Source organism: Kitasatospora sp. CB02891 (assembly GCF_002803145.1).
Lineage (GTDB): Bacteria > Actinomycetota > Actinomycetes > Streptomycetales > Streptomycetaceae > Kitasatospora > Kitasatospora griseola.
On record NZ_NNBO01000019.1, the window covers coordinates 28,819 to 52,584 of the forward strand.

The window sequence follows — 23,766 nt, forward strand, 5'->3', positions numbered from 1 at the left end:
AGGAAGAGCTTGCCCCAGAACTTGGTGGCGTGGAAGTACTTCTCCTTGCCCGTACGCACCCACGCGGTCTGCAGGCAGGCCACGATCGAGGCCAGGCTGATGGTGAGCGGGACGAAGAGGAAGTGGTAGACGGTGGTGATGCCGAACTGCCATCGCGAGATGGTCTCGTGAGCGACTGCTAGGTCCACTGCGCCCTCTCTCACAGGATGTGCATACCGGACAAAAAGCATATTTAGCACGCGACCGCGCCGAACCTGCCCAAGCTTGTCCGCTTGTGAACGTGAACACGTTCACAAGGAGCAGTATCCATGATGCTTATCAGTGCATATGCACGGGGGGGGTGTTCTCCGACGAGTCAAATGATCCGCCGCCCGTTCGGGCCCCCACAAGCCGCCGCCGGGAGGCGCCGCTGTACCGAACGGCGCTTGACACCGACCGCGCTGACGACACATCAGCACAGGTCAGCGCTGGTGCGGCAGGACCACCCTGAAGGCCGCGCCGTCGCCCGGCGCGGTGTGCAGGGTCAGCTCGCCGCCGTGCGCGACCACCAGCGCGGAGGCGATCGCCAGCCCCAGACCCGATCCCCCGCCCTCGCCCGCCCGGCGGGCCCGCGAGGCGTCCACCCGGTAGAAGCGCTCGAACACCAGCGCGGCCTGATCCTCCGTCATGCCCGGCCCCTGGTCGGCGACTTCCAACAGGCACTCGCCGTTCAGCCGGCCCACCCCGATCCGCACCGCGGTGCCCGCCGGGGTGTGCTTGACCGCGTTGCCCACCAGGTTGGTCACCACCTGGCGCAGCCGGGCCTCGTCGCCGAGCACCGGCGCGGGCTGCGGGGCGCCCTCGCCGCGCGGGCCGGTCAGCGCCACCGGGCGGCCCGGGTCCAGCGCGGTCAGGTCGTGCAGGGCGTCCGCGGCCAGCGTCCGCAGGTCCATCGGGGCGAGGTTCAGCGGACGCTCCTCGTCCAGCCGGGCCAGCATCAGCAGGTCCTCCACCAGGCCGCCGAGGCGCACCGCCTCCGACTCGATCCGGTCCATCGCCCGGTCCACGTCGTCCAGCGCGCCCATCCGGTGCAGCTCGGCGAAGCCGCGGATGCCCGCCAGCGGGGTGCGCAGCTCGTGCGAGGCGTCCGCGACGAAGCGGCGCATCCGGCGCTCGGAGGCGGCCCGGTCGGCGAACGCCGTCTCGATGTCGGTGAGCATCCGGTTCAGCGCCGCCGACAGCCGGCCCACCTCGGTGCGGGCCGGCAGCTCCGGCATCCGGTGCGACAGGTCGCCGTCGGCGATCCGCTGCGCGCCCGCCTCCAGCTGGCGCAGCGGCCGCAGCCCGGCCCGCACCGCGATCGCGCCCAGGCCGGCCAGGCCCGCCAGGACCGCGCCGCCGATGGTGAAGAAGGTGGTGCGCAGGTGCGTGATGGTGGACTGCACGTCGTCCATCGGCACCGCGACCTGCACGAACCGCGGCGACCCGAAGTCGCCGGCGGCGGTGCGCTGCAGCGGCAGCACCAGCGAGCGCCACTCGCTGCCGCGCGGCACCTTCTCGGTGAACGGCTCGCCCTCCCGGCGGGTCAGTGCGGCGGCGGTCAGCGCCGGCAGCTGCGGGGCCGGCTCGGAGTCGGTCAGCGGCTGGCGCAGCACCGACAGCACGGTGCCGTCCGCGGCCAGGTAGCGCACCACGTACTCGCTGGGCAGCGTCTGGCCGGTGCGGCGGCTCAGCGTCTGCGGGCTGAACACCGACACCTGGGACTGCTGCCGGGACGGCGCGCGCCGCGACAGCGGCTCGGCGTACCGCTCCAGCTGCTGGTCGGTGCGCTCCACCAGCTGGCTGCGGACGGTGCCGAGCACCCAGGTGTCACTGACCACCAGGCCGGTGGTGACCAGCAGCAGCGCCAGCACCAGCAGCCGGACCCGCAGCGAGAACCGCGCCATCAGCCGTTCGGCGGGCGGCGCAGGGCGTAGCCGATGCCGCGCACCGTGTGGATCAGCTTGGGGCCGTGCACCGGACCGGAGTCGAGCTTGCGGCGCAGGTAGGAGATGTACGACTCGACGATGGACAGGTCGCCGCCGAAGTCGTAGGCCCACACGTGGTCGAGGATCTGCGCCTTGGAGACCACCCGGCCGACGTTGGCCATCAGGTAGTGCAGCAGCTTGAACTCGGTGGGGGAGAGCGAGACCGGGACGCCGCCGCGGGTGACCTCGTGCGCGGTCGGATCCAGGGTGAGGTCGGCCACCACCAGGCGGCCGTCGTCGGCGGGGCCGCCGGCCCGGCGCAGGATCGCCCGGATCCGGGCGATCAGCTCCTCCAGGCTGAACGGCTTGGTGACGTAGTCGTCGGCGCCGACGGCCAGGCCCTGGACCTTGTCGCCGGTGCCGTCCTTGGCGGTCAGGAACAGCACCGGGACGTGCTCGGGGCTGCCCGGCCACTGGGTCTGGTCGCGCAGCCGCTGGACGACGGTGAAGCCGTCCAGGTCGGGCAGCATCACGTCGAGCACCACCAGGTCGGGGCGCTCCGCGGCGACCGCGTCCAGCGCCTCCTGGCCGGTGGCGGCGGAGGCCACCCGGAAACCGGAGAACCGCAGGCTGGCCGACAGCAGCTCGCGGATGTTGGGCTCGTCGTCCACCACCAGCAGGAACGGTTCACCGCCCGCCGCGGCCGCCGCGGACGGGCTCGACTGCACTGCGCCTGACACGATCTTGCTCCGCCTCCCGGCCGGGACGAATGAGGCCGGCCCGGGCGGTTTCCGGGACGGTCGGACGAGCTCCGCCGGGTGCACCCGACCGAACATCGTCAGACAGACCCTAGCCCGGGCAGGCTACGTCAAGTGAATGAAGGGCTGATCGGTCATCCGCCCGTAGTCGAACCGGTACCGGATCCGCCGCCCTGACCGCCCTGGCCGCCGCGGCCGCCGAAGCCGCCCGCGCCGCCCTCGGTGAGCTGGGTGGCGCTGTAGGAGCCGTCGGCGCCCTTGCTGCCCATCACGGTGACGCTCTGGCCGGGCTGCAGGTCGCCGACCTTGCCCTCCTTGGTCGTGGTGACCTTGGTGGAGTCGCCGGTGGTGACCTTCACGGTGTTCCCGTTGGCGTCGGTCAGGTAGACGGTGCTGCCGTCCACCGACTTGACGGTGCCGCGGGTGAAGCCGCCGCCGCCCGGGAACTGGCCGCCGCCGGGCAGCTGCCCGCCCTGGCCGCCGCCGTAGCCGCCCTGGCCGCCGCTGCGGCGACCGCCGTTCTGCTGGCCGCCCGGGTACTGGCCGCCGGAGGCGCGGGCGGCGCCGTTGCCGCCGCTGTTGTCGCCCTTCTGGTACCAGACGCCGCCGGCGAAGGACAGCACGGCGATCAGGCCGCCGGAGAGCACCAGGGTGGGCCAGGGGAGCTTGCGGCGCGGCGGCGCGGCCAGCTCGGCGGTGATGTCGCGGGCGTCCGGCGCGGTGGCCAGCAACTCCTGCTCGTCCGACATGAAAGGGCTCCTTCTACTCGTGCCGGAGGGCGTCGATGGGGCGCAGCGAGGCGGCCCGGTTGGCGGGGTAGCTGCCGAAGAACAGGCCGATGGCGACGGCGATGGCGAACGCGCCGAGCACCGACTCGGGGATCACCACCGGCTTGATGCCGACCACCGAGAAGTGCGAGCCGACGATCCCGGCGAGCACGCCGAGGCCGGCGCCGACCACCGACAGCAGGGTGGACTCGGCGAGGAACTGGCCGAGGATGACCGCGCGGGGCGCGCCGAGCGCCTTGCGGATGCCGATCTCCCTGGTCCGCTCGGTGACGGTGACCAGCATGATGTTGGTGATGCCGATGCCGCCGACCAGCAGCGAGATCGCGGCGACCGCGCCGAGCAGCACCGTGAAGGTCTTGGTGGTGGACTCGCGGGCGCTCAGCAGCGAGGTCTGGTTGCTGATCCGGAAGTCGACCTTGGCGGGGTCCTTGACGGCGTGGGTGCCCATCAGGATCCGGGTGATGTCGGCCTGTGCCTCGGCGGTGGTGTCGGCGGAGGACGCCTGCACCAGGATCTGGTTGACCGAGCCGAAGCCGGTGAACGCGTTCTGCACGGTCGGCAGCGGGGCGATCACCACGTCGTCGGGGTCGTTGAAGCCGGTGGAGCCCTTGGTGGTGAGCACGCCGGTCACGGTGAACGGGGTGCCGCCGATGGTGATCTTCTTGCCGATCGGGTCCTCGGCGGCGAACAGCTCCTTCGCCGTGGTGGAGCCGAGCACCGCGACCTTGCGGGAGTTCAGCACGTCGTCGGCGGAGAAGTAGTCGCCGCGGGCGATCTTCTGGTTGGCGGTCTCGAAGTACGCCGGGTAGGTGCCGACGATCTGGCCGGGCTGGTACGAGATGTTCCCGTACAGCGCGGTGCCGCTGGTGGTGACCACCGGGGCGACCGATTTGACGGCCGGGGCGTCGGTGGCCGAGGCCAGCGCCTTGGCGTCCTCCACGGTGAGCTTCTTGGCGGCGGTGGCGGAGCCGCGGGAGGCCGAGGAGGAGACGGTCAGCGAGTTGGTGCCCAGCGAGGTGATGGACTCCTTCACCGCCACCGAGGAGCCGTTGCCGACCGCGAGCAGCAGGATCACCGAGGCCACGCCGATCAGCACGCCGAGCATGGTCAGCGCGGAGCGGACCTTGTTGGCGGCCAGGCCGCCGACCGCGAAGCGGATCATCTGCCAGGCGATCACGCGACCACCTCCGCGGCCAGGGCCGGCGGCGGCCCGTCGACGGGTGCCTGCCGGACGTCGGAGACGATCGCGCCGTCGACCAGCCGGACCACCCGCTTGGCGTGCCGGGCCACCTCGTCCTCGTGGGTGATCACCACCACGGTGCGGCCGCGCGCGTTGAGGCCGTCGATGATGCCCAGCACCTCCTCGGTGGAGCGGCTGTCGAGGTTGCCGGTGGGCTCGTCGGCGAGCAGCATCGCGGGCGCGGTGACCAGGGCACGGGCCACCGCGACGCGCTGCTGCTGGCCGCCGGAGAGCTGGTTGGGCTTGTGCCCGGCCCGCTCGGCCAGACCGACCAGGGTGAGCGCGGCCAGCGCCCGGCGGCGCCGCTCGCCCGCCTTCACGCCCGCGTAGGCGAGCGGCAGTTCGACCTGGGCGAGGGCGGTGGTGCGCGGCACCAGGTTGAACGACTGGAACACGAAGCCGATCTTGCGGTTGCGGACCAGGGCGAGCTGGCCCTCGTCGAGGTGGCCGACGTCGGTGCCGTCCAGCAGGTAGCGGCCGGCGGTGGGCACGTCCAGGCAGCCGAGGATGTTCATCAGGGTGGACTTGCCGGAGCCGGAGGAGCCCATCACCGCCACGTAGTCGCCCTCGGCGATGTCCAGGTCGACGCCGAGCGGCGCGCCGTCCGGGCCGAGCGGGCCGCGCAGGGCGTGCACGACGGCGTCGCCGTGGCCGTAGGACTTGGTGACCCGGCGGATCTGGATCACCGGGGGCTTGCCGCCGCTCATCCGCGCGTGCCCCCGCCGCCGTTGCCGCCGCCGCTGCGGCCGCCGCCCCCACCGCCGTAGCCGCCGGTGCCGCCGCCGAACCCGCCGCCGCCGTTCAGGCCGGGGAAGCTGCCGGACGGGAAGCCGTTGCCGGTGCCCGCGGTGGTGGCGGTCAGCTCGACCTTCTCGCCCTCGGTGAGGCCGTCGGTGACCTGCACGGTGCTGTCGCCCTCGATGCCGACGGTCACCTGCACCCGCTCGGTGGAGCCGTCCTCGTGCTGCACGGTCGCGGTGCGGGTCGCGCCGGTGCCCTGCAGCGCCGCGGTGGGCACCGACAGGGCGTTCTCGGCGGAGCCGGTGATCACCGAGATGGTGGCGCTCAGCCCGGTGCGCAGCGCGGAGGTGTCGCCGGCGATCTGCAGCGTCGCGCCGTACTGCACGGCGCCGTTGGTGGAGCTGGAGGGCAGCGAGCTGACCGACAGCACGGTGGCGTCGAGCTTGGTGTCGGACTGCGCGTTCAGGGCGACGGTCGCCGTCTGGCCCTTCTTCAGCTTCAGCGAGTCCAGCTCGGAGAAGTTCGCGGTGACCTCCATCCCGGAGGGGTTGGTCAGCACCACGAAGCCGGTCGGGGTGGTGCTCGAACTACCGCTTCCGGTGGCGCTCTTGGCGCTCGTCGAGGAACCGCCGGAGCTGCCGGAACCGCTGGAGCCGGCGCCGGAGACGGTGTCGCCGACCTTGCCGGAGACCGAGGCGACGGTGCCGTCCGTGGTGGCGGTCAGCGTGGTGCCGGCCAGCGCGGTCTTCGCGTTGGTCAGCGTGTTCTGCGCGTTGTCGACCTGCTGCTGGGCCTGGGCGACCTGCGCCTGGTCGACCTTCACGGTGGTCGTGGTGGTCGGCTGCGGGGTGGACGCGGCGGCCGCGCCGGCACCGCCGCGGCCGGACGAGCCTCCGGAGCCGGTGCCGGAGCCGCCCGAACCCGAACCCGAACCGCCCGAGCCGGTGCCGGGGACGGTGGTGGTGACCGTCTCGCCGGCCTCGGCCTTGGTCAGGTTGGCCTCGGCCGCGGTCAGCGCGGACTGCGCCTGGTCGACCTGCTGCTGGGCGGTGGTGGTGTCGACGGTGGCGAGCACCTGGCCCTTCTTCACCGTGTCGCCGACCGCGACCTTCACCGCGGTCAGCCTGCCGCCGGTGACGAAGTCCTGGCCGGCGTCGGAGGGCGAGAACAGCGTGCCCGATCCGGACACGGTGGCCTGGACCGTGCCCTTGGCGACCGTGGCCGTCCGGACCTTCGACCCGGTGGCGGCCTTGCTGGTCCCACTGTCCAGGGTGGTGTACGCCAGCGCGGCCCCGCCCAGCAGGGCCACGCCGAGCGCGGAGTTGACGAGGACGGCACCACGCCGTCGCGGAAGCACCTTCATGGCGCAGAAGCATCGCCCCGGGCTCTTGCGCCCCCCTGTGCGGCACCTGGCAGCGGGCTGGGAGCGTCACTCCGGACGAATCGGCACACACCACCCGGCGGTTGCCCACCGGATGTCCGGCGGGCAACCAGCTCTTGACCGGACTTCCAGAAACCTCCCAGCGAAGTCCCGTCCCCGGTTCACCCGTTCACGGCGGTCAGTCGGTCAGCCTCCCGGCGAAGTGGTCGAGGTAGGCCTGCATGTCGAAGTGCCCGTGCCCGGAGAGCGCGAACACGATCGCCTTCGACTCGCCGGACTCCCGGCAGGCCAGCGCCTCGTCGATCGCCGCCCGCACCGCGTGGGTGGACTCCGGGGCCGGGACGATGCCCTCGGCGCGGGCGAACGCCACCCCGGCCTCGAAGCAGGCGGTCTGCGGCACCGCCACGGCCTCCACCAGGCCGAGCTCCTTGAGGTGGCTGACGATCGGCGACATGCCGTGGTAGCGCAGCCCGCCGGCGTGGATGGCGGGCGGGGTGAAGGCGTGCCCGAGGGTGTGCATCTTCATCAGCGGGGTGCTGCCGGCGGTGTCGCCGAAGTCGTAGTCGTAGCGTCCCCGGGTCAGCGACGGGCAGGACGCCGGCTCCACCGCGACCGCCCGCACCGCCCGGCGGCCCGCCAACTGCTCGCCGAGGAACGGGAAGGCGAGCCCGCCGAAGTTGGAGCCGCCGCCTGCCGCGCCGATCACCACGTCGGGGTAGTCGTCGAGGCGGGCGAACTGGGCGAGCGCCTCCTGCCCGATCACGGTCTGGTGCAGCAGCACGTGGTTGAGCACCGAGCCGAGCGCGTACTTGGCCCGCCCGCCGGAGCGCGCCACCGACTCGACCGCCTCGGAGATCGCCAGCCCGAGGCTGCCGGTGGCCGCCGGGTCGTCGCCGAGCGCGGCCCGCCCGGCGTCGGTCAGCTCGGAGGGGGAGGCGTGCACCCGCGCGCCGTAGGTCTCCATCAGGGCCCGCCGGTAGGGCTTCTGGTCGTGGGAGACCCGGACCATGAAGACCTCGCAGTCCAGTTCCAGGAACGAGCAGGCGAGGCCCAGCGCACTGCCCCACTGCCCGGCGCCGGTCTCGGTGACCAGCCGGGTCACGCCGGCCCGCTTGTTGTAGTACGCCTGCGCGAGCGCGGTGTTGAGCTTGTGCGAGCCGGTCGGGTTGCCGCCTTCGTACTTGAAGTAGATCCGGGCGGGGGTGCCGAGGGCCCGCTCCAGGCGGTCGGCGCGCACCAGCGGGGCGGGCCGCCAGCGGCGGTACAGGTCGAGGACCGGGCCGGGGATGTCGACCTCGCGGGGGCCGCCGAGCTCCTGGGCGGCGAGTTCGGCGGTGAACAGCGGTGCGAGGTCCTCGGCGGTGACCGGCTCACCGGTGCCGGGGTGCAGCATCGGCGGGACCGGCTCGGGCAGGTCCGGAAGGATGTTGTACCAGGTGGTGGGCGTGGGATCGGCGTGCTGCTGGCTCATCCGGGCTCTCCCTGCGGTGCGGTCGCTGCCGCCGGGAGTCCTTCCACGCCGACGGGGCGGACAACCGTGTCGCCCGCCCCGCCTGCCGACGTGTCGTCAGATCTCCTTGCGGAACGCCTCCGCGGCCCCCAGGAACAGGTCGTTGCCCTGGACCTCGCCGATCGAGACGCGGACGCCCTCGCCGGGGAACGGGCGGACCACCACGCCGGCCTCGGCGCAGGCGGCGGCGAAGTCGAGGGTGCGCTCGCCGAGGCGCAGCCAGACGAAGTTGGCCTCGGAGTCGACCACGGTCCAGCCCTGGGCGCGCAGCGCGGCGGTCACCCGGACGCGCTCGGCGACCAGCGCCTCCACCCGCTCCAGCAGGGCGTCCTCGGCGCGCAGCGAGGCGACCGCGGCGTCCTGGGCGAGCTGGCTGACGCCGAACGGGACGGCGGTCTTGCGCAGCGCGCCGGCGACCGGCTCGTGGCCGACGGCGAAGCCGACCCGCAGGCCGGCCAGGCCGTAGGCCTTGGAGAAGGTGCGCAGGACGCAGACGTTGGGGCGGTCGCGGTACAGCTCGATGCCGTCCGGGACGTCCTCGTCGCGGATGAACTCGCGGTAGGCCTCGTCGAGGACGATCAGGATGTGCGCGGGCACGGCGTCCAGGAAGCGGACCAGTTCCTCGCGGTGCAGGGCGGCGCCGGTCGGGTTGTTGGGGTTGCAGACGAAGATCAGCCGGGTCCGGTCGGTGATCGCGGCGAGCATCGCGTCGAGGTCGTGGGCCTCGTCGGCGGTGAGCGGGACGGGCACCGGGGTGGCGCCGGCGATCCGGGTGATGATCGGGTAGGCCTCGAACGAGCGCCAGGCGAAGATCACTTCGTCGCCCTCGCCGGCGGTGGCGAGCACCAGGGACTGGGCGACGCCGACCGAGCCGGTGCCGGTGGCGATGTGCTCGGCGGGGACGCCGAAGCGCTGCGCGAGTTCGGCGGTGAGCCCGCCGACGGCCATGTCCGGGTAGCGGTTGAAGTCGCCGGCGGCGGCGACCGCGGCCTCCAGTACGCCGGGCAGCGGCGGGTAGGGGTTCTCGTTGGAGGACAGCTTGTAGGAGTCCGCGCCGGCGGGCTTTCCGGGCTTGTAGCTGGGAATGCCGTCCAGGCTCGGCCGCAGGCGCGGGCCGTGTTCACGCTGAACCACGGGGTTCTCCGTTTCTCTTTCTCGGCGGTGGTGCCGATCGCTCCCCGGTCGGGTGCCGTGAACGATACCGACCGCCCCTCACCCGTCAGGGTGAGATGCTCGTCCGGGTTACGGGTGCAGATCAGCCATTCTGCCGGGTTCCTTTGGCACATGTCAGAGGTATTGAGGCGGGAAAACCACAGGTATCGAAGGGTGCACCCGGGTCGCAGTCATGGAGAAACGTATCTGCGACGCAGGGTGGCGAACCGGTCACAGAACGCCGCGATGCGCCATACGATCGGTCCGCCATGACAGCAGCAGCCAATCAGAACGGTCGCCGAGCCACCGCCTCACGGCGCCTGGAACGGGCAGGCATCCGGGACGTCGCGGCGGCCGCCGGAGTCTCCATCACCACGGTCTCGGACGCCCTCAACGGGAAGGGCCGCCTCCCCGACGAGACCCGGAGCCGGGTCCGCGAGGTCGCCGAGCGCCTCGGCTACCGACCCTCCGCCGCCGCCCGGACGTTGCGCACCGGCCGGTCCGGCCTGATCGGCCTGACCGTCACCACCTACGGCGAAGAGCCGTTCACCTTCACCGAGTTCGCCTACTTCGCGGAGATGGCGCGGGCCGCCACCAGCGCCGCGCTCGGGCGCGGCTACGCCCTGGTGGTGCTGCCCGCGTCCTCCCGGCACGACGTGTGGAGCAACATCGCGCTGGACGGCACGGTGGTGATCGACCCGCCCGACCAGGACCCGCTGGTCACCGAGCTGTACCGGTCCGGGGTGCCGGTGGTATCCGACGGCAAGCCCGGCAACTGCCCGGTCACCGCCTGGGTGGACAACGACCACGAGGCGGCGGTGCTCGGCATCCTGGAGCACCTGAGCGAGGCCGGCGCCCGCCGGATCGGCCTGCTCACCGGCACCTCCACCGACACCTACACCCGGCTGTCCACCGAGGCGTACCTCGCCTGGTGCGACCGGGTCGGCCAGGAGCCCGTGTACGAGGCGTACCCGGCGCACGACCCGGCCGCCGGGGCGGTCGCCGCCGACCGGCTGCTGGCCCGCCCGGACCGGCCGGACGCGGTGTACGGGCTGTTCGACCCGAACGGCACCGACCTGCTGGCCGCCGCCCGCCGCTACGGCCTGCGGGTGCCGGAGGACCTGCTGCTGGTGTGCTGCTCGGAGTCCGACGTCTACGCCAACACCGAACCGCCGATCACCACCCTGTCGCTGAAACCCCGTCGGATCGGCACCACCGTGGTCAACCTGCTGATCGACGCGATCGAAGGAGTCGACGCGGGGTCGGGCTCGGTGCCCGGGCGGCTGTTCCCGCCGCGCTACCGCACCGCCGGCACGGGCCCGCCGCCCGGCACCCTGATGCCCACCGAGCTGATCGTGCGGGCCTCCTCGCAGCGCCGCAGCCCGCGCACCACCATCAGTCCGCCCCGTCCGCCGGGCGAGGTGTGAGCCCGCGCCGCCCGCGCCCGCCAGTGGTCCGGACCACCCCGGACCGGGGCAGACCGGGCGGCCGACCCGCCGCCCGGCGGGTCAACGGGGAAAACGGATACCGACCAGGTGAGGACGGCGGGAGAGTGCGCTTCCTATGATGGGCGAATGACACCCGAGGACCTCTTCCGCGAACCCGAGCACCCGCACTCGGGCGACCGCTCCCGCCAGGACCTCGACGTGCTCCCGCAAGGCTCCTGGTTCGAGCCGGCCGCACCCTCCGGCTACCAGTACGAGGACACCCACAGCACCTACGGCGGCGCCCACTACCTGGAGCAGCACTGGGCCCCCGCCGGGCAGTTCGGCGACAGCGCGCCCGTGCCCGGGCACTACGCCCCCACCGGGGCGGCCCCGCACGAGGACCCGCCGACCATCGAGCTCGGCCCGCCGATCGAGGTGGCGCCCGTCGTCGAGGTGCACTTCCCGTACCCGCAGCCCGAGCCCGGCGAGGGCCCCGGCCCGCTGTTCGTCATCGGCGACGTGCACGGCTACCTCGACGAACTGCTCGCCGCGCTGCACCAGCAGGGCCTGATCGACGCCGAGGGCCACTGGTCGGCCGGCCGCTCCCGGGTCTGGTTCCTCGGCGACTTCACCGACCGCGGCCCGGACGGCATCGGCGTCATCGACCTGGTGATGCAGCTGGCCGCCGAGGCGGCCGCGGCCGGCGGCTACTGCCGCGCCCTGATGGGCAATCACGAACTGCTGTTCCTGGGCGCCGCCCGGTACGGCGACGAGGCCGTCCAGTCCACCGCCGGCACCGCCTCGTTCCTGGCCGCCTGGCGGCTCAACGGCGGCCAGCAGCACGACCTGGAGCGCCTGCAGCCGCACCACATCAGCTGGCTGTCCCGGCTGCCCGCGATGGCGCTGGAGGACGGCCACCTGCTGCTGCACTCCGACACCACCGCGTACCTGGAGTACGGCGAGACCATCGCCGACGTCAACGACGCCGTGCACGCGCTGCTCGCCGACGAGGGCATCGACGAATGGTGGGACGCCTTCCGCAAGTTCACCAAGCGGTTCGCGTTCCGCGGCCAGGCCGGCACCATGGCCGCGCAGGAGCTGCTCGCCATGTACGGCGGCTACCGGGTGGTGCACGGCCACAGCCCGATCCCGTACCTGACCGGCGAGCACCCGGAGGACGGCACCCCGCCGCACGTGCCCGGCCCGTACATCTACGCCGACGAGCTGGCCATCGCGATGGACGGCGGCGTCACCATGGACGGTCGGCTGCTGGTCGCCCGGCTGCCGCTGAACTGACGCTCTCTTGAACAACTGATCGACGGCGCACGGGAACTGAGCGCACCGAAGTTCCGGAAAGAGCCTGTCGGCGCGCTCCCGCGCACCCCTACCATCGAGGCCTGCGACTTCCGTCCACCTCGCGGAACGGGGTACCAATGAGCCACCCGCCGCGCCTGCTCGCCGAGGACCGCGCCGACTTCGACCGGCTGCTCGACGAAGCCCTGCGCGACCCCGCCGTCCGGCAGGCCCTGGCCGAGCCCGGCGTGCACCTCAACACCGAACAGCTCCGCACCAGGGTCCTCGCGGAGGCCGAGACCGTCGCCGCGCCCGCGGCCGCCGAGTACGCCCACTACCTGGAACTGCGTGCCGCGGCCGCCGAGCAGCGCCCGGACGGCGCGCCACCGGTCGTCGGCGCCGGGCTGCTCCCCGCGCTGACGGTGCTGACGCCGCTGCTGGCCGGGTCCACGGGGCTGATCCTGCTGGTGCTCGGCTGGCTGCTGCGGGTCACCGCGCCCGGCCTGGCGTTCGGGCGCGCCGCCGTCACCGCCGGGCTGCTCGCGCTGGCCGTCGCCGCCGCCGCGCTGCTGATCGGCGGCGCCGGGCTGATCCTCACCGCACGTCGCGGCACCGCCCGGTCCGCCGGCGCGGACCCGTACCAGCAGGCCGAACTGGCCGCGGCCCGGGCCGCCTGGCACACCGCGCTGCGCGACCGCGCCCTGCTGCCCTGGCTGCTCGCCCACCACACCGCCACCCCCGGCACCGGCGTCCCGCGCCCCCGGACCTCCCCGCCCGACCTGCACAGCCCCGGCTACAGCCGGGCCGGGTACGGCAGCCCCGGGTTCACCAGCCCCGGTGCGGACGGCCTGACGGATGATCAGGGACGTCCGCGCCCGGCCGGGTTCACCGGCCCCGGCCACAGCAGCCCGGACTTCACCGGCCCCGGGCCCGAAGGCCTGACCGACGACCGGGGTCGCAAGCGCAGCGACGGCCCCCGTTTCACCAGCCCCGGCCCGGAACACCTCACCGACGCCGACGGCCGGCCCCGCCCCGACGGCCCGCGCTACACCGCACCCGACTTCACCAGCCCCGGCCGCAAAGGCCTGACGGACGAACAGGGCCGCTCACGCCCGACCGGGTTCACCAGCCCGGGCCACCACAGCCCGGACTTCACCAGCCCCGGGCCCGAAGGCCTGACCGACGACCGGGGCCGCAGGCGCACGGACGGTCCCGGCTTCACCAGCCCCGGCCCCGAGCAGCTCACCGACGCCGACGGCCGGCCCCGCCCCGACGGCCCGCGCTACACCGCACCCGACTTCACCAGCCCCGGCCCGGAGGGTCTGACGGACGGCCGCGGCCGCCCCCGCCCGGCCGGCGGCGCATCGGACCCCCGGGCCGACGCCGAGGACCACGACCAGGACGACGACTGACCTGATCAGCCCGCTGATAGACGAGTGGGACCCGGCCCGGGTCGACGCCCTGTGGGTCGACCTGCGGGCGTCGTTGGTCCGGCCGGCCGCGCCGCTCGGGGGTCGGCCCGGTCGACCGCCGACGGGGACGTCTGGGTGACGTGCTGTGGCGTGCTACCCGTCCGCGGACCCGATCGGCCGGGGCCTGACCGCCCTCGTCCAGGCCGACTACCCCGCCGACCGGGTGACCGCCGTCGCCGCCTACGACCACGACGCGCTGACGGCGTACCTGCTCGTCCCCGGCGTCCTGCGCACCTGCACCCCGGCTCGGTGAAGCGCACTGTGGTCGAGAGCAGCCGGTTCAGCAGCGGTGCCCTGGACCCGGCGCAGCGCGCCGCCGTCGCGACCCCGTCCGGGCGGCCCGGCCGACCGGTCACGGACCGGCGGATCGAGCAGGACCTGGCCCTGATCCGGGCGCTCGGCGCCGACGGTCGGATGCCGTACGCGGCGCTCGCCGCCCGCACCGGCCCGCCCGCCGCCACGGTGCGCCGCCGGCTCGCCGAGCTGCGCGAATCGGGCCGGGCGGTGCTGCGCGACTCGCCCCGAGCCACCGGGTACCCGGCGACCCGGTGGGCGCGACGCTCCGGCTGGACGTCCCCCGGACGGGCTGCCGGCCGCCGCCCGCCAACTCGCCCGGGCTGCCGCAGACCCGGATGTGCGCGATCACCGTCGGCCCCGCCGACCTGATCGCCCCCGGCTGCCGGAGCTGGGCCGGATCGAGCCGGGAGCCGGCGCTGCGCTTCCCGGCCGTGCGCGTCCTCGACCGCCACCCGACCCTGCGCGCGCCCAAGCCGGTCGGCCACCGGCTCACCACGGACGGGCCGACGCACCGAGTACGCCCTGGTCACACCCTGACGCCCCGTCAGCCCGTCGCGCGGCCGAGCGCCAGCGCCGCCAGCAGGGCCGCCGCGTCGCCGAGCACGGTGTCGTCGAAGCGGGCCTGCGGGGAGTGGTTGTAGGGGGCGGTGAACGGGTCGGCGTCGGCCGGGCAGGCGCCGAGCACGATGTACGCGGCGGGGACGTGTTCGGCCAGGACGCCGAAGTCCTCCGAGCCGGCCAACGGGCGGGGCATGTCGACGTACCGGTCGCCGCCGAGCAGTCGGCGGACCGTCCGCTCCGCGTACGCGGCCTCGGCCGGGTCGTTGACGGTCACCGGGTAGCCGGGCTCGGCCACCGCCTCGACCTGGCAGCCGTGCGCCTCGCCGATGCCGCGCACCACCCGGACGGCCCGGTCGAGCACCTGCGCCCGGGCGGTGGGGGAGAACGAGCGGACGGTGGCGGCGAATTCGGCCCGGTCGGGAACGACGTTCTCCACCGTGCCCGCGTGGAAGGTGCCGACGGTGAGCACCACCGGGTCGAAGGCGTCGAACTGGCGGGTGACCAGGGTCTGCAGCGCCAGCACCGCCTCGCAGGCCACCGGGACGGGGTCGAGCGCCAAGTGCGGGCTGGAGCCGTGGCCGCCGCGGCCGCGGACCACCACCCGCAGCGTGTCGCTGGCGGCCATGATCGGGCCGGGCCGACCGGCCACGTGCCCGGCGGGCAGCTGCGCGGCGGCGACGTGCAGCGCGTACGCGGCGGCGACCCGCTCCCCGGCGGCGTCCAGCACGCCCTCCTCGATCATCAGGGCGGCCCCGCCCGCGCCCTCCTCCCCCGGCTGGAACATGAACACCACGCTGCCGGCCAACTGTTCGCGCCGCTCGGCGAGCAGCCGGGCCGCGCCGACCAGCGCGGCGGCGTGCAGGTCGTGGCCGCAGGCGTGCATCGCACCGGGCAGCTCGGAGGCGTACGGCAGGCCGGTCTCCTCCTGGACGGGCAGCGCGTCCAGGTCGGCGCGCAGCAGCACGGCCGGGCCGGGGCGGGCGCCGCGCAGCACGGCGGTGACGGAGGACAGCCGCTCGCCGAGGGTGATCTCCAGCGGCAGGCCGTCGAGCGCGGCCAGCAGCCGGGCCCGGGTGCGCGGCAGGTCGAGGCCGATCTCCGGGTGGCGGTGCAGGTCGCGCCGGAGTTCGACCAGGGCGGGCCGGAGCGCGGCGGCGGCGCGGCGCAGGTCTTCGCCGCCTCCGGGGTCTTCGAGGTTTTCGGACGTGGGGAGGTCGGGGTGGACGTCGGCCGACACGGGTGCGCCTCCAGGGTGGACGGGGAGCGGACGGTCTCCGGCATCCTGCCCCGGAACCGCCGCCCGGCCGCCCCCGACGCACGGATCAGCCGCGACCGACGGTCTCCGCGCACGGATCGGCGGGCAGCGCGGCCGTGATCGCCCGAGCCTCGGCGGCGGGCACGACGATGCCTTCGCGCAGCGCGGTGACGATCGCGCCGTTCGTCAACAGGACGATCCGGCGGTCGAGTTCGGCGCTCTCCGGTTCCGGTCGGCCGCCGGCGGCCGGCAGGGCGGCGAGGTGGGCGAGGACCTGGCGCCTGTGGCCCGCGGCGACCCGGTGGGCGGGGCGAAGGCGGCTTCGCCCACCTCCGTCTCCCCGGCACCGATACCGACACCGCCACCGTCCGGGTGGGTCTCCGCGCCGGCCGTCCAGCGGCTCACCCAGCGGGACTGATCTCTCTCAACTTCCTTTCATTCCAAGCCTGTTGAAACTCCCCTGCGCGGGCCGCCCGGCTGTCACAATCGCTTCCATGACGTCACCGATCCGCGCCCTGGCCATCGCGGCCGCGCTGCTCACCGCCGGACTCGCCGTCACCGCCTGCGACTCCGGCAGCCCGGACGGCGGGAAGCGGACGGTGGTGGCCTTCACCTCGGACAGTCCGCTCTCCGGCGAAGCCCTCAAGCAGGCCGCCGAGCAGCTCCGTCACCGCGCCGAACTGCTCGGCTTCAAGGACCCCCGGGTCAGCACCGACGGCGGGACTCTCTCACTCTCCGTCGCCGGCGCCGTCGACAACCGCACCGAGGCCCTCACCCACCAGGTCGTCCTGGAGTTCCGCCCCGTCCTCGCCACCGCACCGCCCGCCGACAGCAGCACCGCGCCGTCGAGCGCCGTCCCGCTCCCGCTGCGCCCGCAGTTCCAGGCCCTGGACTGCACCGCCCCGCCGCACCCCGCCGATCCGAGCACCGCGACCGTCGCCTGCAGCACGGCCACCGCTCAGGAACCGGCCCTGAAGCTCGCCCTCGGCCCGGTCGCCATCAAGGGCGCCGACATCGCCAAGAGCACCGCCGTCTTCGACGACCGCAGCGCCAAGTGGGGGATCGACCTCACCTTCACCGCCGCCGGCGCGACCGACCTCACCACCCTCACCACCGCCCTGGTCACCCAGTCCGACCCGGCCAACCAATTCGCCATCGTCATCGACGGCGCCGTCGCCTCCCACCCCGCCGTCATGCAGCCCATCACCGGCGGCCAGGCCCTCATCACCGGCTCCTTCACCCACGACCAGGCCCAGACCCTCGCCGCCCAACTCGCCACCCCCGCCCTCCCCGCAGGCCTCCACCCCGCCACCCCCTGACGGCGAACCACCCTCAGGGACAGATCAGGCTCACGGTCGGAAAGTACGTCCGGTAACGGGTGGCATCCCGAGTGAGCAGCCGATGGCCCCGGACGGCCGCGTGCGCACCGATGTAGAAGTCGGGCAACGGAGCGGTCTTCTGCCCACCGCGCCGCCGGTACTGCAGGAACGCCTTGCCGGCCAGGAAGCCCGCCTCGTAGGGCAGCGGCTCACGGCCGAACGCCTCGGCCGGCAGCGCCTCGTCGAGCTCCTCGATCGCGGAGAAGGCTGCCGAGACCTCCGCGTACACGATGGGGTTGATCACCACCGGACCTTCGTCCTGCACCCGGGCGAGCTCGGACTCGGACCAGTCCGCCCAGGTCTGGTCGTCCGTCATCAGATCCAGCAGCACGCACGAATCCACCAGCGTCACCGGCCGGCTCCGCTCACGACCGACCAGCGTCAGTCGACTACTCACCACGCAGCAGCTCCATGATCTGGTCGGTGGACATCCCGCCGTCGGCGGTCCCCCTCATGCGCCGGGCCACTCGTTGCCCCCGCGTTCCGCCCTCCGCCCGGCGCACTATGCGCAGGACGCCGCCCTCCTCGATGACGTCCACCTCGTCCCCGGGATGGAGACCGCACTTCTCCCGGAGCTCCGCCGGGATGGTGACCTGCCCCTTGCTGTTCAGCCGCATCGCGCGCTCCCGCATATCCCGTATTACGCCTACCACGTAATACTAGCCCTCTCCGGGGAGCGCCGCCCCGAGGTTGGTCGGGGCGGCGCCGGCGCGTGGGGTGTCAGTCGGTGAGCGGGAGGTAGACCCGGTTGCCGTGGGCGGCGAACTCGGCGGACTTCTCGGCCATGCCGGCCTGGACGGTGTCGTCGAGGTCGGTGCCGTGTTCGTCGCGGATCTGGCGGCTGATCTTCATCGAGCAGAACTTCGGGCCGCACATGGAGCAGAAGTGCGCGGTCTTGGCGGGTTCGGCGGGGAGGGTCTCGTCGTGGAAGGCGCGGGCGGTCTCCGGGTCGAGGGCCAGGTTGAACTGGTCCTCCCAGCGGAACTCGAAGCGGGCGTCGGAGAGGGCGTCGTCCCAGGCCTGGGCGCCGGGGTGGCCCTTGGCGAGGTCGGCGGCGTGGGCGGCGATCTTGTAGGTGATGACGCCGGTCTTGACGTCGTCGCGGTTGGGCAGGCCCAGGTGTTCCTTGGGGGTGACGTAGCAGAGCATCGCGGTGCCCCACCAGGCGATCATCGCGGCGCCGATGCCGGAGGTGATGTGGTCGTAGCCGGGGGCGACGTCGGTGGTGAGCGGGCCGAGCGTGTAGAACGGGGCCTCGTCGCAGATCTCCTGCTGGAGTTCCATGTTCTCGCGGATCTTGTGCATCGGGACGTGCCCGGGGCCCTCGATCATCACCTGGACGTCCTTGGCCCGGGCGATCCGGCCGAGCTCGCCGAGGGTGGTGAGTTCGGCGAACTGCGCCTCGTCGTTGGCGTCGGCGATGGAGCCGGGGCGCAGGCCGTCACCGAGCGAGAAGGTGACGTCGTAGGCGCGCAGCAGGTCGCAGAGTTCCTCGAAGTGGGTGTAGAGGAAGTTCTCCTGATGGTGCGCCAGGCACCAGGCGGCCATGATGGAGCCGCCGCGCGAGACGATGCCGGTCTTGCGGCGGGCGGTGAGCGGCACGTACCGCAGCAGCACGCCGGCGTGCACCGTCATGTAGTCGACGCCCTGCTCGCACTGTTCGAGGACGGTGTCCCGGTAGACCTCCCAGCTGAGGTCCTCGGCCCGGCCGTCGACCTTCTCCAGCGCCTGGTAGAGCGGGACGGTGCCGATCGGGACGGGGGAGTTGCGCAGGATCCACTCGCGGGTGGTGTGGATGTTGCGGCCGGTGGAGAGGTCCATGACGGTGTCGGCGCCCCAGCGGGTGGCCCAGGTCATCTTCTCCACCTCCTCCTCGATGGAGGACGTGACGGCGGAGTTGCCGATGTTGGCGTTGATCTTCACCAGGAAGTCGGTGCCGATGACGGCCGGTTCGCTCTCGGGGTGGTTGACGTTGACCGGGATGACGGCCCGCCCGCGCGCCACCTGCTCGCGCACGAACTCCGGCTCCAGGCCTTCCCGGAGCGCCACGAACTCCATCTCCGGGGTGATCAACCCGCGCTTGGCATAGCCGAGTTGGGTGACGGCGACGCCGTCCCTGGCGCGCAGCGGGCGGCGCGGGCGGCCGGGGAAGACGGCGTCCAGGTTGCGCAGGTCGCCGCCGCGCGGCGCGGTGTGCTTGATGCCGTCGTCCTCGGGCCGGGCCTCCCGGCCGTCGTACTCCTCGACGTCGCCGCGTTGGCGGATCCAGGCGTCGCGGAGGGCGGGCAGTCCGCGTCGGACGTCGGTGGGCAGGTCGGGGTCGGTGTACGGGCCGGAGGTGTCGTACAGCGGGACGGTCCGGCCGTCGGTCAGGTGGACCTCGCGGTAGGGGACCCGCAGGTCGGGGCGGCTGCCCTGACGGTAGGCCTTGCGCCAGGCCGGGGTGGGGTACCCCTCGGCGGACGGCCGGGCAGACGTGTGCTCAGAAAATTCGGTCATCGGACCTTCAACTCCCTACGCCGGCATTACCCGGTCAGGTTCCTGCGGTCGGCGCAGCAGGTGGTACGCGGGCCGCGTACCGTCAGCGCCCTCTCAGCCCGGTGCTCCGAGCTCCCGTTCCGCGCAGGCGTGGCCGCCTGCGTTCGGTTCCTCACCGTAAGGCACGATGCGACGCCGGTCCAGGGCGCACCGCTCGGCCCCGCCCGCCCGCCGGCGGCAACTCCCGCGCGCGATCGTGCTGTTCACGCCCCGTTCGAAGTGGGAGAATCGTCCAGGTGATCGGACTGATGGGACGGGTGACGGGGCGGATCGGCGCAGGCCTGGTCGGCGAGGTGATGGTGCACATCCCGGAGCGGCTGGGCACCGAGGCGTTCCTGGCGTACCGCGCCACGCCGGGCGAGTCGTTGGAGCCGGGCGCCATGGTGGTCGTGGTCGAATACCAGCCACCGCGCACGGTCTACGTCGAGCCGCTCTGATCGCCTGTCAGAACGATTCCGCTCACCCCCCGCGACCGTTTCGGGACAGTGCGAGTTCCCCTCCGCCCACCCCTTCCCCCGTGATCCGGAACGGCGGAGAATGCGGCTGCCGCCGGTTTCCGCGCCAGATCTGCACAACCCAAGCGCAGCACGGGACCGGCGCGCTCTGAAGGGGGAGATTGCCGATGCTGATCGGCATCGCAGGAAGCGCCGTCGGAGGCGTCGTTCTTCTGATCGTCCTGTTCAAGCTCATGTGGCGGGTCGCCGAGCCCAACGAGGCGTTGGTGATCTCGGGTTCCAAGCACGGCGAGGGCCTCGGCTTCCGCGTGGTGACCGGGCGGGGCACCTTCGTGGTGCCGGGCGTCCAGGCGGTCCGCCGGCTCTCGCTCGACCTGAACGAGGCCGCGCTCGACGTGGAGTGTGTGACGTCGCAGGGAATTCCCGTGCACGTCAAGGGGGTTGTGATCTTCAAGGTGGGCGACGACAACGCGTCGATCGCCAACGCAGCCCGGCGTTTCCTGGACCAGCAGAAGATGATGGGCCAGCGGGTGCACAACGTGTTCGCCGGCCACCTGCGGTCCATCGTCGGCGGGCTGACGGTCGAGGACATGATCCGCGACCGCGAGCGGCTCACCGGTGAGACCCGCTCCGCCTCGGGCATCGAGATGGAGAAGCTCGGTCTGATCATCGACTCGCTGCAGATCCAGGAGATCCTGGACCCGACCGGCTACATCACCAACCTGGCCGCGCCGCACGCCGCTGCCGTCCAGCGCGACGCCCGCATCGCCGCCGCCGAGGCGGACCGCCGGGCCACCGAGGCCGAGCAGGAGGCGTTCGCCCGCAAGGCCGAGGCCACCCGCAACTCCGGCATCCAGCAGGCCGGTTACCAGGCCGAGATGGACACCGCCGCGGCCCGGGCGCTGCAAGCCGGCCCGCTCGCGCAGGCCGCCGCCCGGCAGGAGGTCGTGGTCCAGGAGACCAAGGTCGCCGAGCTGGAGGCGCACCGCAAGGAGCAGCAGCTCCAGGCGGACGTCCGCAAGCCCGCGGACGCCCGCGCGTACGAGACCCGCACCAAGGCCGAGGCCGACCGCGACGCCCGGATCTCCGCCGCCGAGGCGCTGTCCCGGGAGACCGACCTGAAGACCGCCGCCGAGGCGAACCGGGTCAAGGTCGCCGCCGCCGCCGAGGCCGAGGCCACCCGGGCCCGCGGTCTGGCCGCGGCCGAGGCCACCCGGGCCACCGGTGAGGCGCAGGCCGCCGCCGAGGCCGCCAAGGGCCTGGCCGAGGCCGAGGCGTCCCGGGCGAAGGGTCTCGCCGAGGCCGAGGCCACCCGGGCGCAGGGCCTGGCCGAGGCCGAGGGCATCAAGGCCCGCGCCGCGGCGCTGGCCGAGAACCAGGAGGCGGTGGTCGCCCAGCAGCTCGCCGAGAACTGGCCGGCGATCGTCCGGGCCGGCGCGGACGCGTTCGGCAACGTCGAGCACATGGTGCTGCTGAACGGCGCCGAGGGCATGTCCGAGATGTTCGCCAAGGCGCTCACCATGGGCGGCACCGGCCTCGGCCTGGCCCGCCAGCTGCTCACCGCGATGTCCCCGTCCGCCGCAGACGCCGGGAACGGCGAGAACACCGCGGCCGCCAAGGCCGCCGCCACTCCGGCGCAGGTCATCCCGATCCAGGCCGACGCCGAGTAACTCCCGGCCGGGACAGGCACGTTCCGCCCGGGCGAGGGAACCCCCTCCCCAGGCGGACCCGTGTCCGCCTCCGCACATCTCAGCCGCGGGTGAGTACCCGTACTCACGCCCCCGGGCCGGCTCCGCGCCAGCATCGAGCCATGGACCTCCTGCCTCGCATCGGGATCACCGCGACCGGCTCGTGCCTGCCCCGACAGACCGTCACCTCCGGCCAGTTGCAGGACGAAGTGGCCGCCGGCGCCCGGCTTCCGCTGCCCGACGGCATGTTCGAGAAGGCGACCGGCATCCGCACCCGGCGCTTCGCCCGCGACGACGAGCACCCCTCCACGCTGGCGCTGGGCGCGGCCCGCCGGGCGCTCGCGGCGCGCGGGATCGGGCCCGAGGACGTCGACCTGCTGCTGTTCGCGTCCGCCTCGCGGGACGTCTGCGAGCCCGCCACCGCGCACCTGGTGCAGGCCGAACTCGGCTCCCGCGCGCACGCGTTCGACCTGTCCAACGCGTGCAACAGCTTCCTGAACGGCATCGACGCCGCCCGCGCGATGATCCTGGCCGGGCGGGCCCGGCGGGCGCTGGTGGTGACGGGGGAGACGCCGAGCCGGGCGATGCGCCGCGACCCGTCCGGCCTGGCCGAGTTCCGGGAGGGCTTCGCGGGCTACACCTTCGGCGACGGCGGGGCGGCCGTGGTGGTGGAGCGGGTGGAGCGCGGCGGCATCCTCGACGTCGAGGCCGAGACGGCGTCCGAGCACTGGGAGGTCGGCGGCATCCCGGGCGGCGGCTCGCGGCACCCGCGCGGCGACGAGTGGAGCTACTTCCGCGGCGGCGGCAAGGAGTTGCGCGGGGTGTTCGAGCGGATCGGCGCGGACATCCTGACCCGGGTGGCGACCCGCACCGGCTTCGGCTGGGACGCCTACGCCCGGGTGCTGGTGCACCAGGTCACGCTGCCGTACCTGGAGCGGTTCGTCGAGCTGACGGGGGCGCCCGCCGACAAGCTGGTGGTCACCGTGCCCGAGCTCGGCAACCTGGCCTCCGCCACCATCGGCGTCCAACTCGACCGGATCACAGATGAGTTGGAGCAGGGTGAGCGGGTCCTGATGGTCGGTCTGGGCGGCGGCGTCAGCCTGATGACGATGGTGTGGGAGAAGTCGTGACGGCCCTGTGGGTGCTCGTCCCGGCCTATCAGGAGGCGGCCAGGATCGGCGGCGCCCTGCGTGCCCTGGCCGGCCAGCGCGACCTGGACTTCACCCTGCTGGTGGTCGACAACGGCTCCACCGACGACACCTGCGCGCAGGTGCGGGCGTTCGCCGAGCAGGCCCCGTTCCCGGTGCGGCTGCTGGTCGAACCGGACAAGGGCGTGGGCTGCGCCGTGGACACCGGCTTCCGGCACGCCATCGCGAACGGCGCCACCCTGCTGGCCCGCACCGACGCCGACTGCCTGCCCGAACCGGGCTGGACGGCCGCCGCCCGCGCCGGGATGCTCGCCTGCGGCGGCCTGGTCTGCGGCAAGGTCACCGCCCGCCGCGACGAACACGGCCCGCTGGGCCGCGGCACCTTCCGCGTCCTGGTCGGCATCGGCGCGTTCTTCGGCCGGATCCGCCCCGCGCACCGCCGCCGGCACGGCTACCTGACGCCCTACCGGATGCACGCCGGCAACAACATGGCCGTCACCGCCGAGCTCTACCTGGCCTCCGGCGGCATGCCCCGGCGGCCCTCCCCCACCGACCGCGCCTTCATCAACCGGGTCCGTCGGATCAGCACCGCGATCGTGCACCGCCCCGACATGGTGGTCCAGAACTCCACCCGCCGGATCCGCGCCTACGGCCTGCGCGGCACCGCCCGCTGGTACCTGGAGCGCGGCGCCGGCCACCGCTCGGTCGACGTCCGCTGAACCCCTACCGCCCGAGGA

At 73.4% G+C, this 23,766-nt stretch carries 24 protein-coding genes and 1 riboswitch; of the genes, 10 read left to right on the forward strand and 14 right to left on the reverse strand.

From position 1 onward, the window contains the following. From CG736_RS38165 to hisC, 9 genes are all read right to left on the reverse strand, one after another. Positions 1-188 (reverse strand): cytochrome ubiquinol oxidase subunit I (locus tag CG736_RS38165; protein WP_232734304.1); only part of this gene is annotated, 188 nt, incomplete at its 3' end. A gap of 273 nt (positions 189-461) precedes the next feature. After that, positions 462-1,925, reverse strand: coding sequence for a cell wall metabolism sensor histidine kinase WalK (locus CG736_RS31435; protein ID WP_100589547.1), 1,464 nt, complete (start codon positions 1,923-1,925; stop codon positions 462-464). Beyond that, positions 1,925-2,686, reverse strand: coding sequence for a response regulator transcription factor (locus CG736_RS31440; RefSeq protein ID WP_369880778.1), 762 nt, complete (start codon positions 2,684-2,686; stop codon positions 1,925-1,927). The genes CG736_RS31435 and CG736_RS31440 overlap by 1 nt, the downstream gene beginning before the upstream one ends. Positions 2,687-2,838: 152 nt before the next feature. Further along, positions 2,839-3,453, reverse strand: a complete 615-nt coding sequence (locus CG736_RS31445; protein WP_100589549.1) for a DUF5666 domain-containing protein — start codon at positions 3,451-3,453, stop codon at positions 2,839-2,841. A 13-nt stretch (positions 3,454-3,466) separates the two neighbouring features. Next, complete coding sequence (locus CG736_RS31450) at positions 3,467-4,669, reverse strand: ABC transporter permease (RefSeq protein ID WP_100589550.1); 1,203 nt, start codon at positions 4,667-4,669, stop codon at positions 3,467-3,469. Continuing rightward, entirely contained in the window at positions 4,666-5,439 is a 774-nt protein-coding gene (locus tag CG736_RS31455; RefSeq protein ID WP_100589551.1) for an ABC transporter ATP-binding protein, read from the reverse strand. The genes CG736_RS31450 and CG736_RS31455 overlap by 4 nt, the downstream gene beginning before the upstream one ends. Further along, complete coding sequence (locus CG736_RS31460; protein WP_100589552.1) at positions 5,436-6,836, reverse strand: efflux RND transporter periplasmic adaptor subunit; 1,401 nt, start codon at positions 6,834-6,836, stop codon at positions 5,436-5,438. Before CG736_RS31460 ends, CG736_RS31455 begins: the two co-directional genes overlap by 4 nt. 196 nt (positions 6,837-7,032) lie before the next feature. Beyond that, complete coding sequence (locus tag CG736_RS31465; RefSeq protein ID WP_100589553.1) at positions 7,033-8,325, reverse strand: TrpB-like pyridoxal phosphate-dependent enzyme; 1,293 nt, start codon at positions 8,323-8,325, stop codon at positions 7,033-7,035. Positions 8,326-8,421: 96 nt separating this feature from the next. Further along, complete coding sequence (gene hisC, locus CG736_RS31470) at positions 8,422-9,498, reverse strand: histidinol-phosphate transaminase (RefSeq protein ID WP_100589554.1); 1,077 nt, start codon at positions 9,496-9,498, stop codon at positions 8,422-8,424. Between the two features lie 287 nt (positions 9,499-9,785). Here hisC and CG736_RS31475 point away from each other — a divergent pair, with 287 nt between their 5' ends. The 5 genes from CG736_RS31475 to CG736_RS38170 all read left to right on the forward strand — a co-directional run bounded on the left by CG736_RS31475 (position 9,786) and on the right by CG736_RS38170 (position 14,374). Continuing rightward, on the forward strand, positions 9,786-10,943 hold the full coding sequence (locus CG736_RS31475; protein WP_100589555.1) for a LacI family DNA-binding transcriptional regulator: 1,158 nt from the start codon (positions 9,786-9,788) through the stop codon (positions 10,941-10,943). A 147-nt stretch (positions 10,944-11,090) separates the two neighbouring features. Continuing rightward, on the forward strand, positions 11,091-12,239 hold the full coding sequence (locus CG736_RS31480) for a metallophosphoesterase (RefSeq protein ID WP_083462595.1): 1,149 nt from the start codon (positions 11,091-11,093) through the stop codon (positions 12,237-12,239). Between the two features lie 137 nt (positions 12,240-12,376). Next, complete coding sequence (locus CG736_RS31485) at positions 12,377-13,648, forward strand: hypothetical protein (protein ID WP_100589556.1); 1,272 nt, start codon at positions 12,377-12,379, stop codon at positions 13,646-13,648. 145 nt (positions 13,649-13,793) lie between these two features. After that, a complete protein-coding gene (locus tag CG736_RS37240) occupies positions 13,794-13,961 on the forward strand; it encodes a hypothetical protein (RefSeq protein WP_198520674.1) in 168 nt (55 codons plus the stop codon). Further along, a complete protein-coding gene (locus CG736_RS38170; protein WP_232734305.1) occupies positions 13,958-14,374 on the forward strand; it encodes an Lrp/AsnC family transcriptional regulator in 417 nt (138 codons plus the stop codon). Before CG736_RS37240 ends, CG736_RS38170 begins: the two co-directional genes overlap by 4 nt. A gap of 175 nt (positions 14,375-14,549) precedes the next feature. Here CG736_RS38170 and CG736_RS31495 read toward each other — a convergent pair whose 3' ends face one another. Beyond that, a complete protein-coding gene (locus CG736_RS31495; RefSeq protein WP_369880779.1) occupies positions 14,550-15,803 on the reverse strand; it encodes a M20 family metallopeptidase in 1,254 nt (417 codons plus the stop codon). Between the two features lie 85 nt (positions 15,804-15,888). Beyond that, complete coding sequence (locus tag CG736_RS38465) at positions 15,889-16,011, reverse strand: hypothetical protein (RefSeq protein WP_255419051.1); 123 nt, start codon at positions 16,009-16,011, stop codon at positions 15,889-15,891. 304 nt (positions 16,012-16,315) lie between these two features. Here CG736_RS38465 and CG736_RS31500 point away from each other — a divergent pair, with 304 nt between their 5' ends. Continuing rightward, complete coding sequence (locus CG736_RS31500; protein WP_100589558.1) at positions 16,316-17,140, forward strand: hypothetical protein; 825 nt, start codon at positions 16,316-16,318, stop codon at positions 17,138-17,140. Positions 17,141-17,153: 13 nt separating this feature from the next. On the opposite strand, the gene CG736_RS31505 is transcribed toward CG736_RS31500, so the two are convergent. The 3 genes from CG736_RS31505 to thiC form a co-directional block, all read right to left on the reverse strand. Continuing rightward, positions 17,154-17,597 carry a type II toxin-antitoxin system VapC family toxin gene (locus CG736_RS31505; protein ID WP_198520675.1) on the reverse strand — a complete coding sequence of 148 codons (444 nt, stop codon included), beginning with the start codon at positions 17,595-17,597 and terminating at the stop codon, positions 17,154-17,156. Next, positions 17,590-17,817 carry an AbrB/MazE/SpoVT family DNA-binding domain-containing protein gene (locus CG736_RS31510; protein ID WP_100589559.1) on the reverse strand — a complete coding sequence of 76 codons (228 nt, stop codon included), beginning with the start codon at positions 17,815-17,817 and terminating at the stop codon, positions 17,590-17,592. The genes CG736_RS31505 and CG736_RS31510 overlap by 8 nt, the downstream gene beginning before the upstream one ends. A 103-nt stretch (positions 17,818-17,920) precedes the next feature. Further along, positions 17,921-19,699 carry a phosphomethylpyrimidine synthase ThiC gene (gene thiC, locus CG736_RS31515; protein WP_100589560.1) on the reverse strand — a complete coding sequence of 593 codons (1,779 nt, stop codon included), beginning with the start codon at positions 19,697-19,699 and terminating at the stop codon, positions 17,921-17,923. Next, a riboswitch (TPP riboswitch) is annotated at positions 19,695-19,827 on the reverse strand. Its footprint overlaps the gene before it by 5 nt. Before the next feature lie 147 nt (positions 19,828-19,974). Here thiC and CG736_RS31520 point away from each other — a divergent pair. The 4 genes from CG736_RS31520 (at position 19,975) to CG736_RS31535 (ending at position 23,748) form a co-directional block, all read left to right on the forward strand. Then, positions 19,975-20,175, forward strand: coding sequence for a hypothetical protein (locus CG736_RS31520; RefSeq protein ID WP_043915404.1), 201 nt, complete (start codon positions 19,975-19,977; stop codon positions 20,173-20,175). 185 nt (positions 20,176-20,360) lie between these two features. Further along, positions 20,361-21,863: a flotillin family protein gene (locus CG736_RS31525; RefSeq protein WP_232734306.1), complete on the forward strand. Its 1,503-nt coding sequence runs from the start codon at positions 20,361-20,363 to the stop codon at positions 21,861-21,863. Between the two features lie 140 nt (positions 21,864-22,003). Further along, on the forward strand, positions 22,004-23,011 hold the full coding sequence (locus tag CG736_RS31530; RefSeq protein ID WP_100589562.1) for a 3-oxoacyl-ACP synthase III family protein: 1,008 nt from the start codon (positions 22,004-22,006) through the stop codon (positions 23,009-23,011). After that, a complete protein-coding gene (locus CG736_RS31535) occupies positions 23,008-23,748 on the forward strand; it encodes a glycosyltransferase family 2 protein (RefSeq protein WP_232734307.1) in 741 nt (246 codons plus the stop codon). The genes CG736_RS31530 and CG736_RS31535 overlap by 4 nt, the downstream gene beginning before the upstream one ends. Positions 23,749-23,766 lie beyond the last annotated feature (18 nt).

Bases quoted from the DNA above. Each gene is read 5' to 3' on its own strand.
- CG736_RS31530 (WP_100589562.1), top strand. From the start codon at position 22,004: ATGGACCTCCTGCCTCGCATCGGGATCACCGCGACCGGCTCGTGCCTG.
- CG736_RS31475 (WP_100589555.1), top strand. From the start codon at position 9,786: ATGACAGCAGCAGCCAATCAGAACGGTCGCCGAGCCACCGCCTCACGG.
- CG736_RS31500 (WP_100589558.1), top strand. From the start codon at position 16,316: ATGACGTCACCGATCCGCGCCCTGGCCATCGCGGCCGCGCTGCTCACC.
- CG736_RS31525 (WP_232734306.1), top strand. From the start codon at position 20,361: ATGCTGATCGGCATCGCAGGAAGCGCCGTCGGAGGCGTCGTTCTTCTG.
- thiC (WP_100589560.1), bottom strand. From the start codon at position 19,699: ATGACCGAATTTTCTGAGCACACGTCTGCCCGGCCGTCCGCCGAGGGG.
- CG736_RS31465 (WP_100589553.1), bottom strand. From the start codon at position 8,325: ATGAGCCAGCAGCACGCCGATCCCACGCCCACCACCTGGTACAACATC.
- CG736_RS31460 (WP_100589552.1), bottom strand. From the start codon at position 6,836: ATGAAGGTGCTTCCGCGACGGCGTGGTGCCGTCCTCGTCAACTCCGCG.
- CG736_RS31455 (WP_100589551.1), bottom strand. From the start codon at position 5,439: ATGAGCGGCGGCAAGCCCCCGGTGATCCAGATCCGCCGGGTCACCAAG.
- CG736_RS31510 (WP_100589559.1), bottom strand. From the start codon at position 17,817: ATGCGGCTGAACAGCAAGGGGCAGGTCACCATCCCGGCGGAGCTCCGG.
- CG736_RS31435 (WP_100589547.1), bottom strand. From the start codon at position 1,925: ATGGCGCGGTTCTCGCTGCGGGTCCGGCTGCTGGTGCTGGCGCTGCTG.
- CG736_RS31480 (WP_083462595.1), top strand. From the start codon at position 11,091: ATGACACCCGAGGACCTCTTCCGCGAACCCGAGCACCCGCACTCGGGC.
- CG736_RS31485 (WP_100589556.1), top strand. From the start codon at position 12,377: ATGAGCCACCCGCCGCGCCTGCTCGCCGAGGACCGCGCCGACTTCGAC.
- CG736_RS31445 (WP_100589549.1), bottom strand. From the start codon at position 3,453: ATGTCGGACGAGCAGGAGTTGCTGGCCACCGCGCCGGACGCCCGCGAC.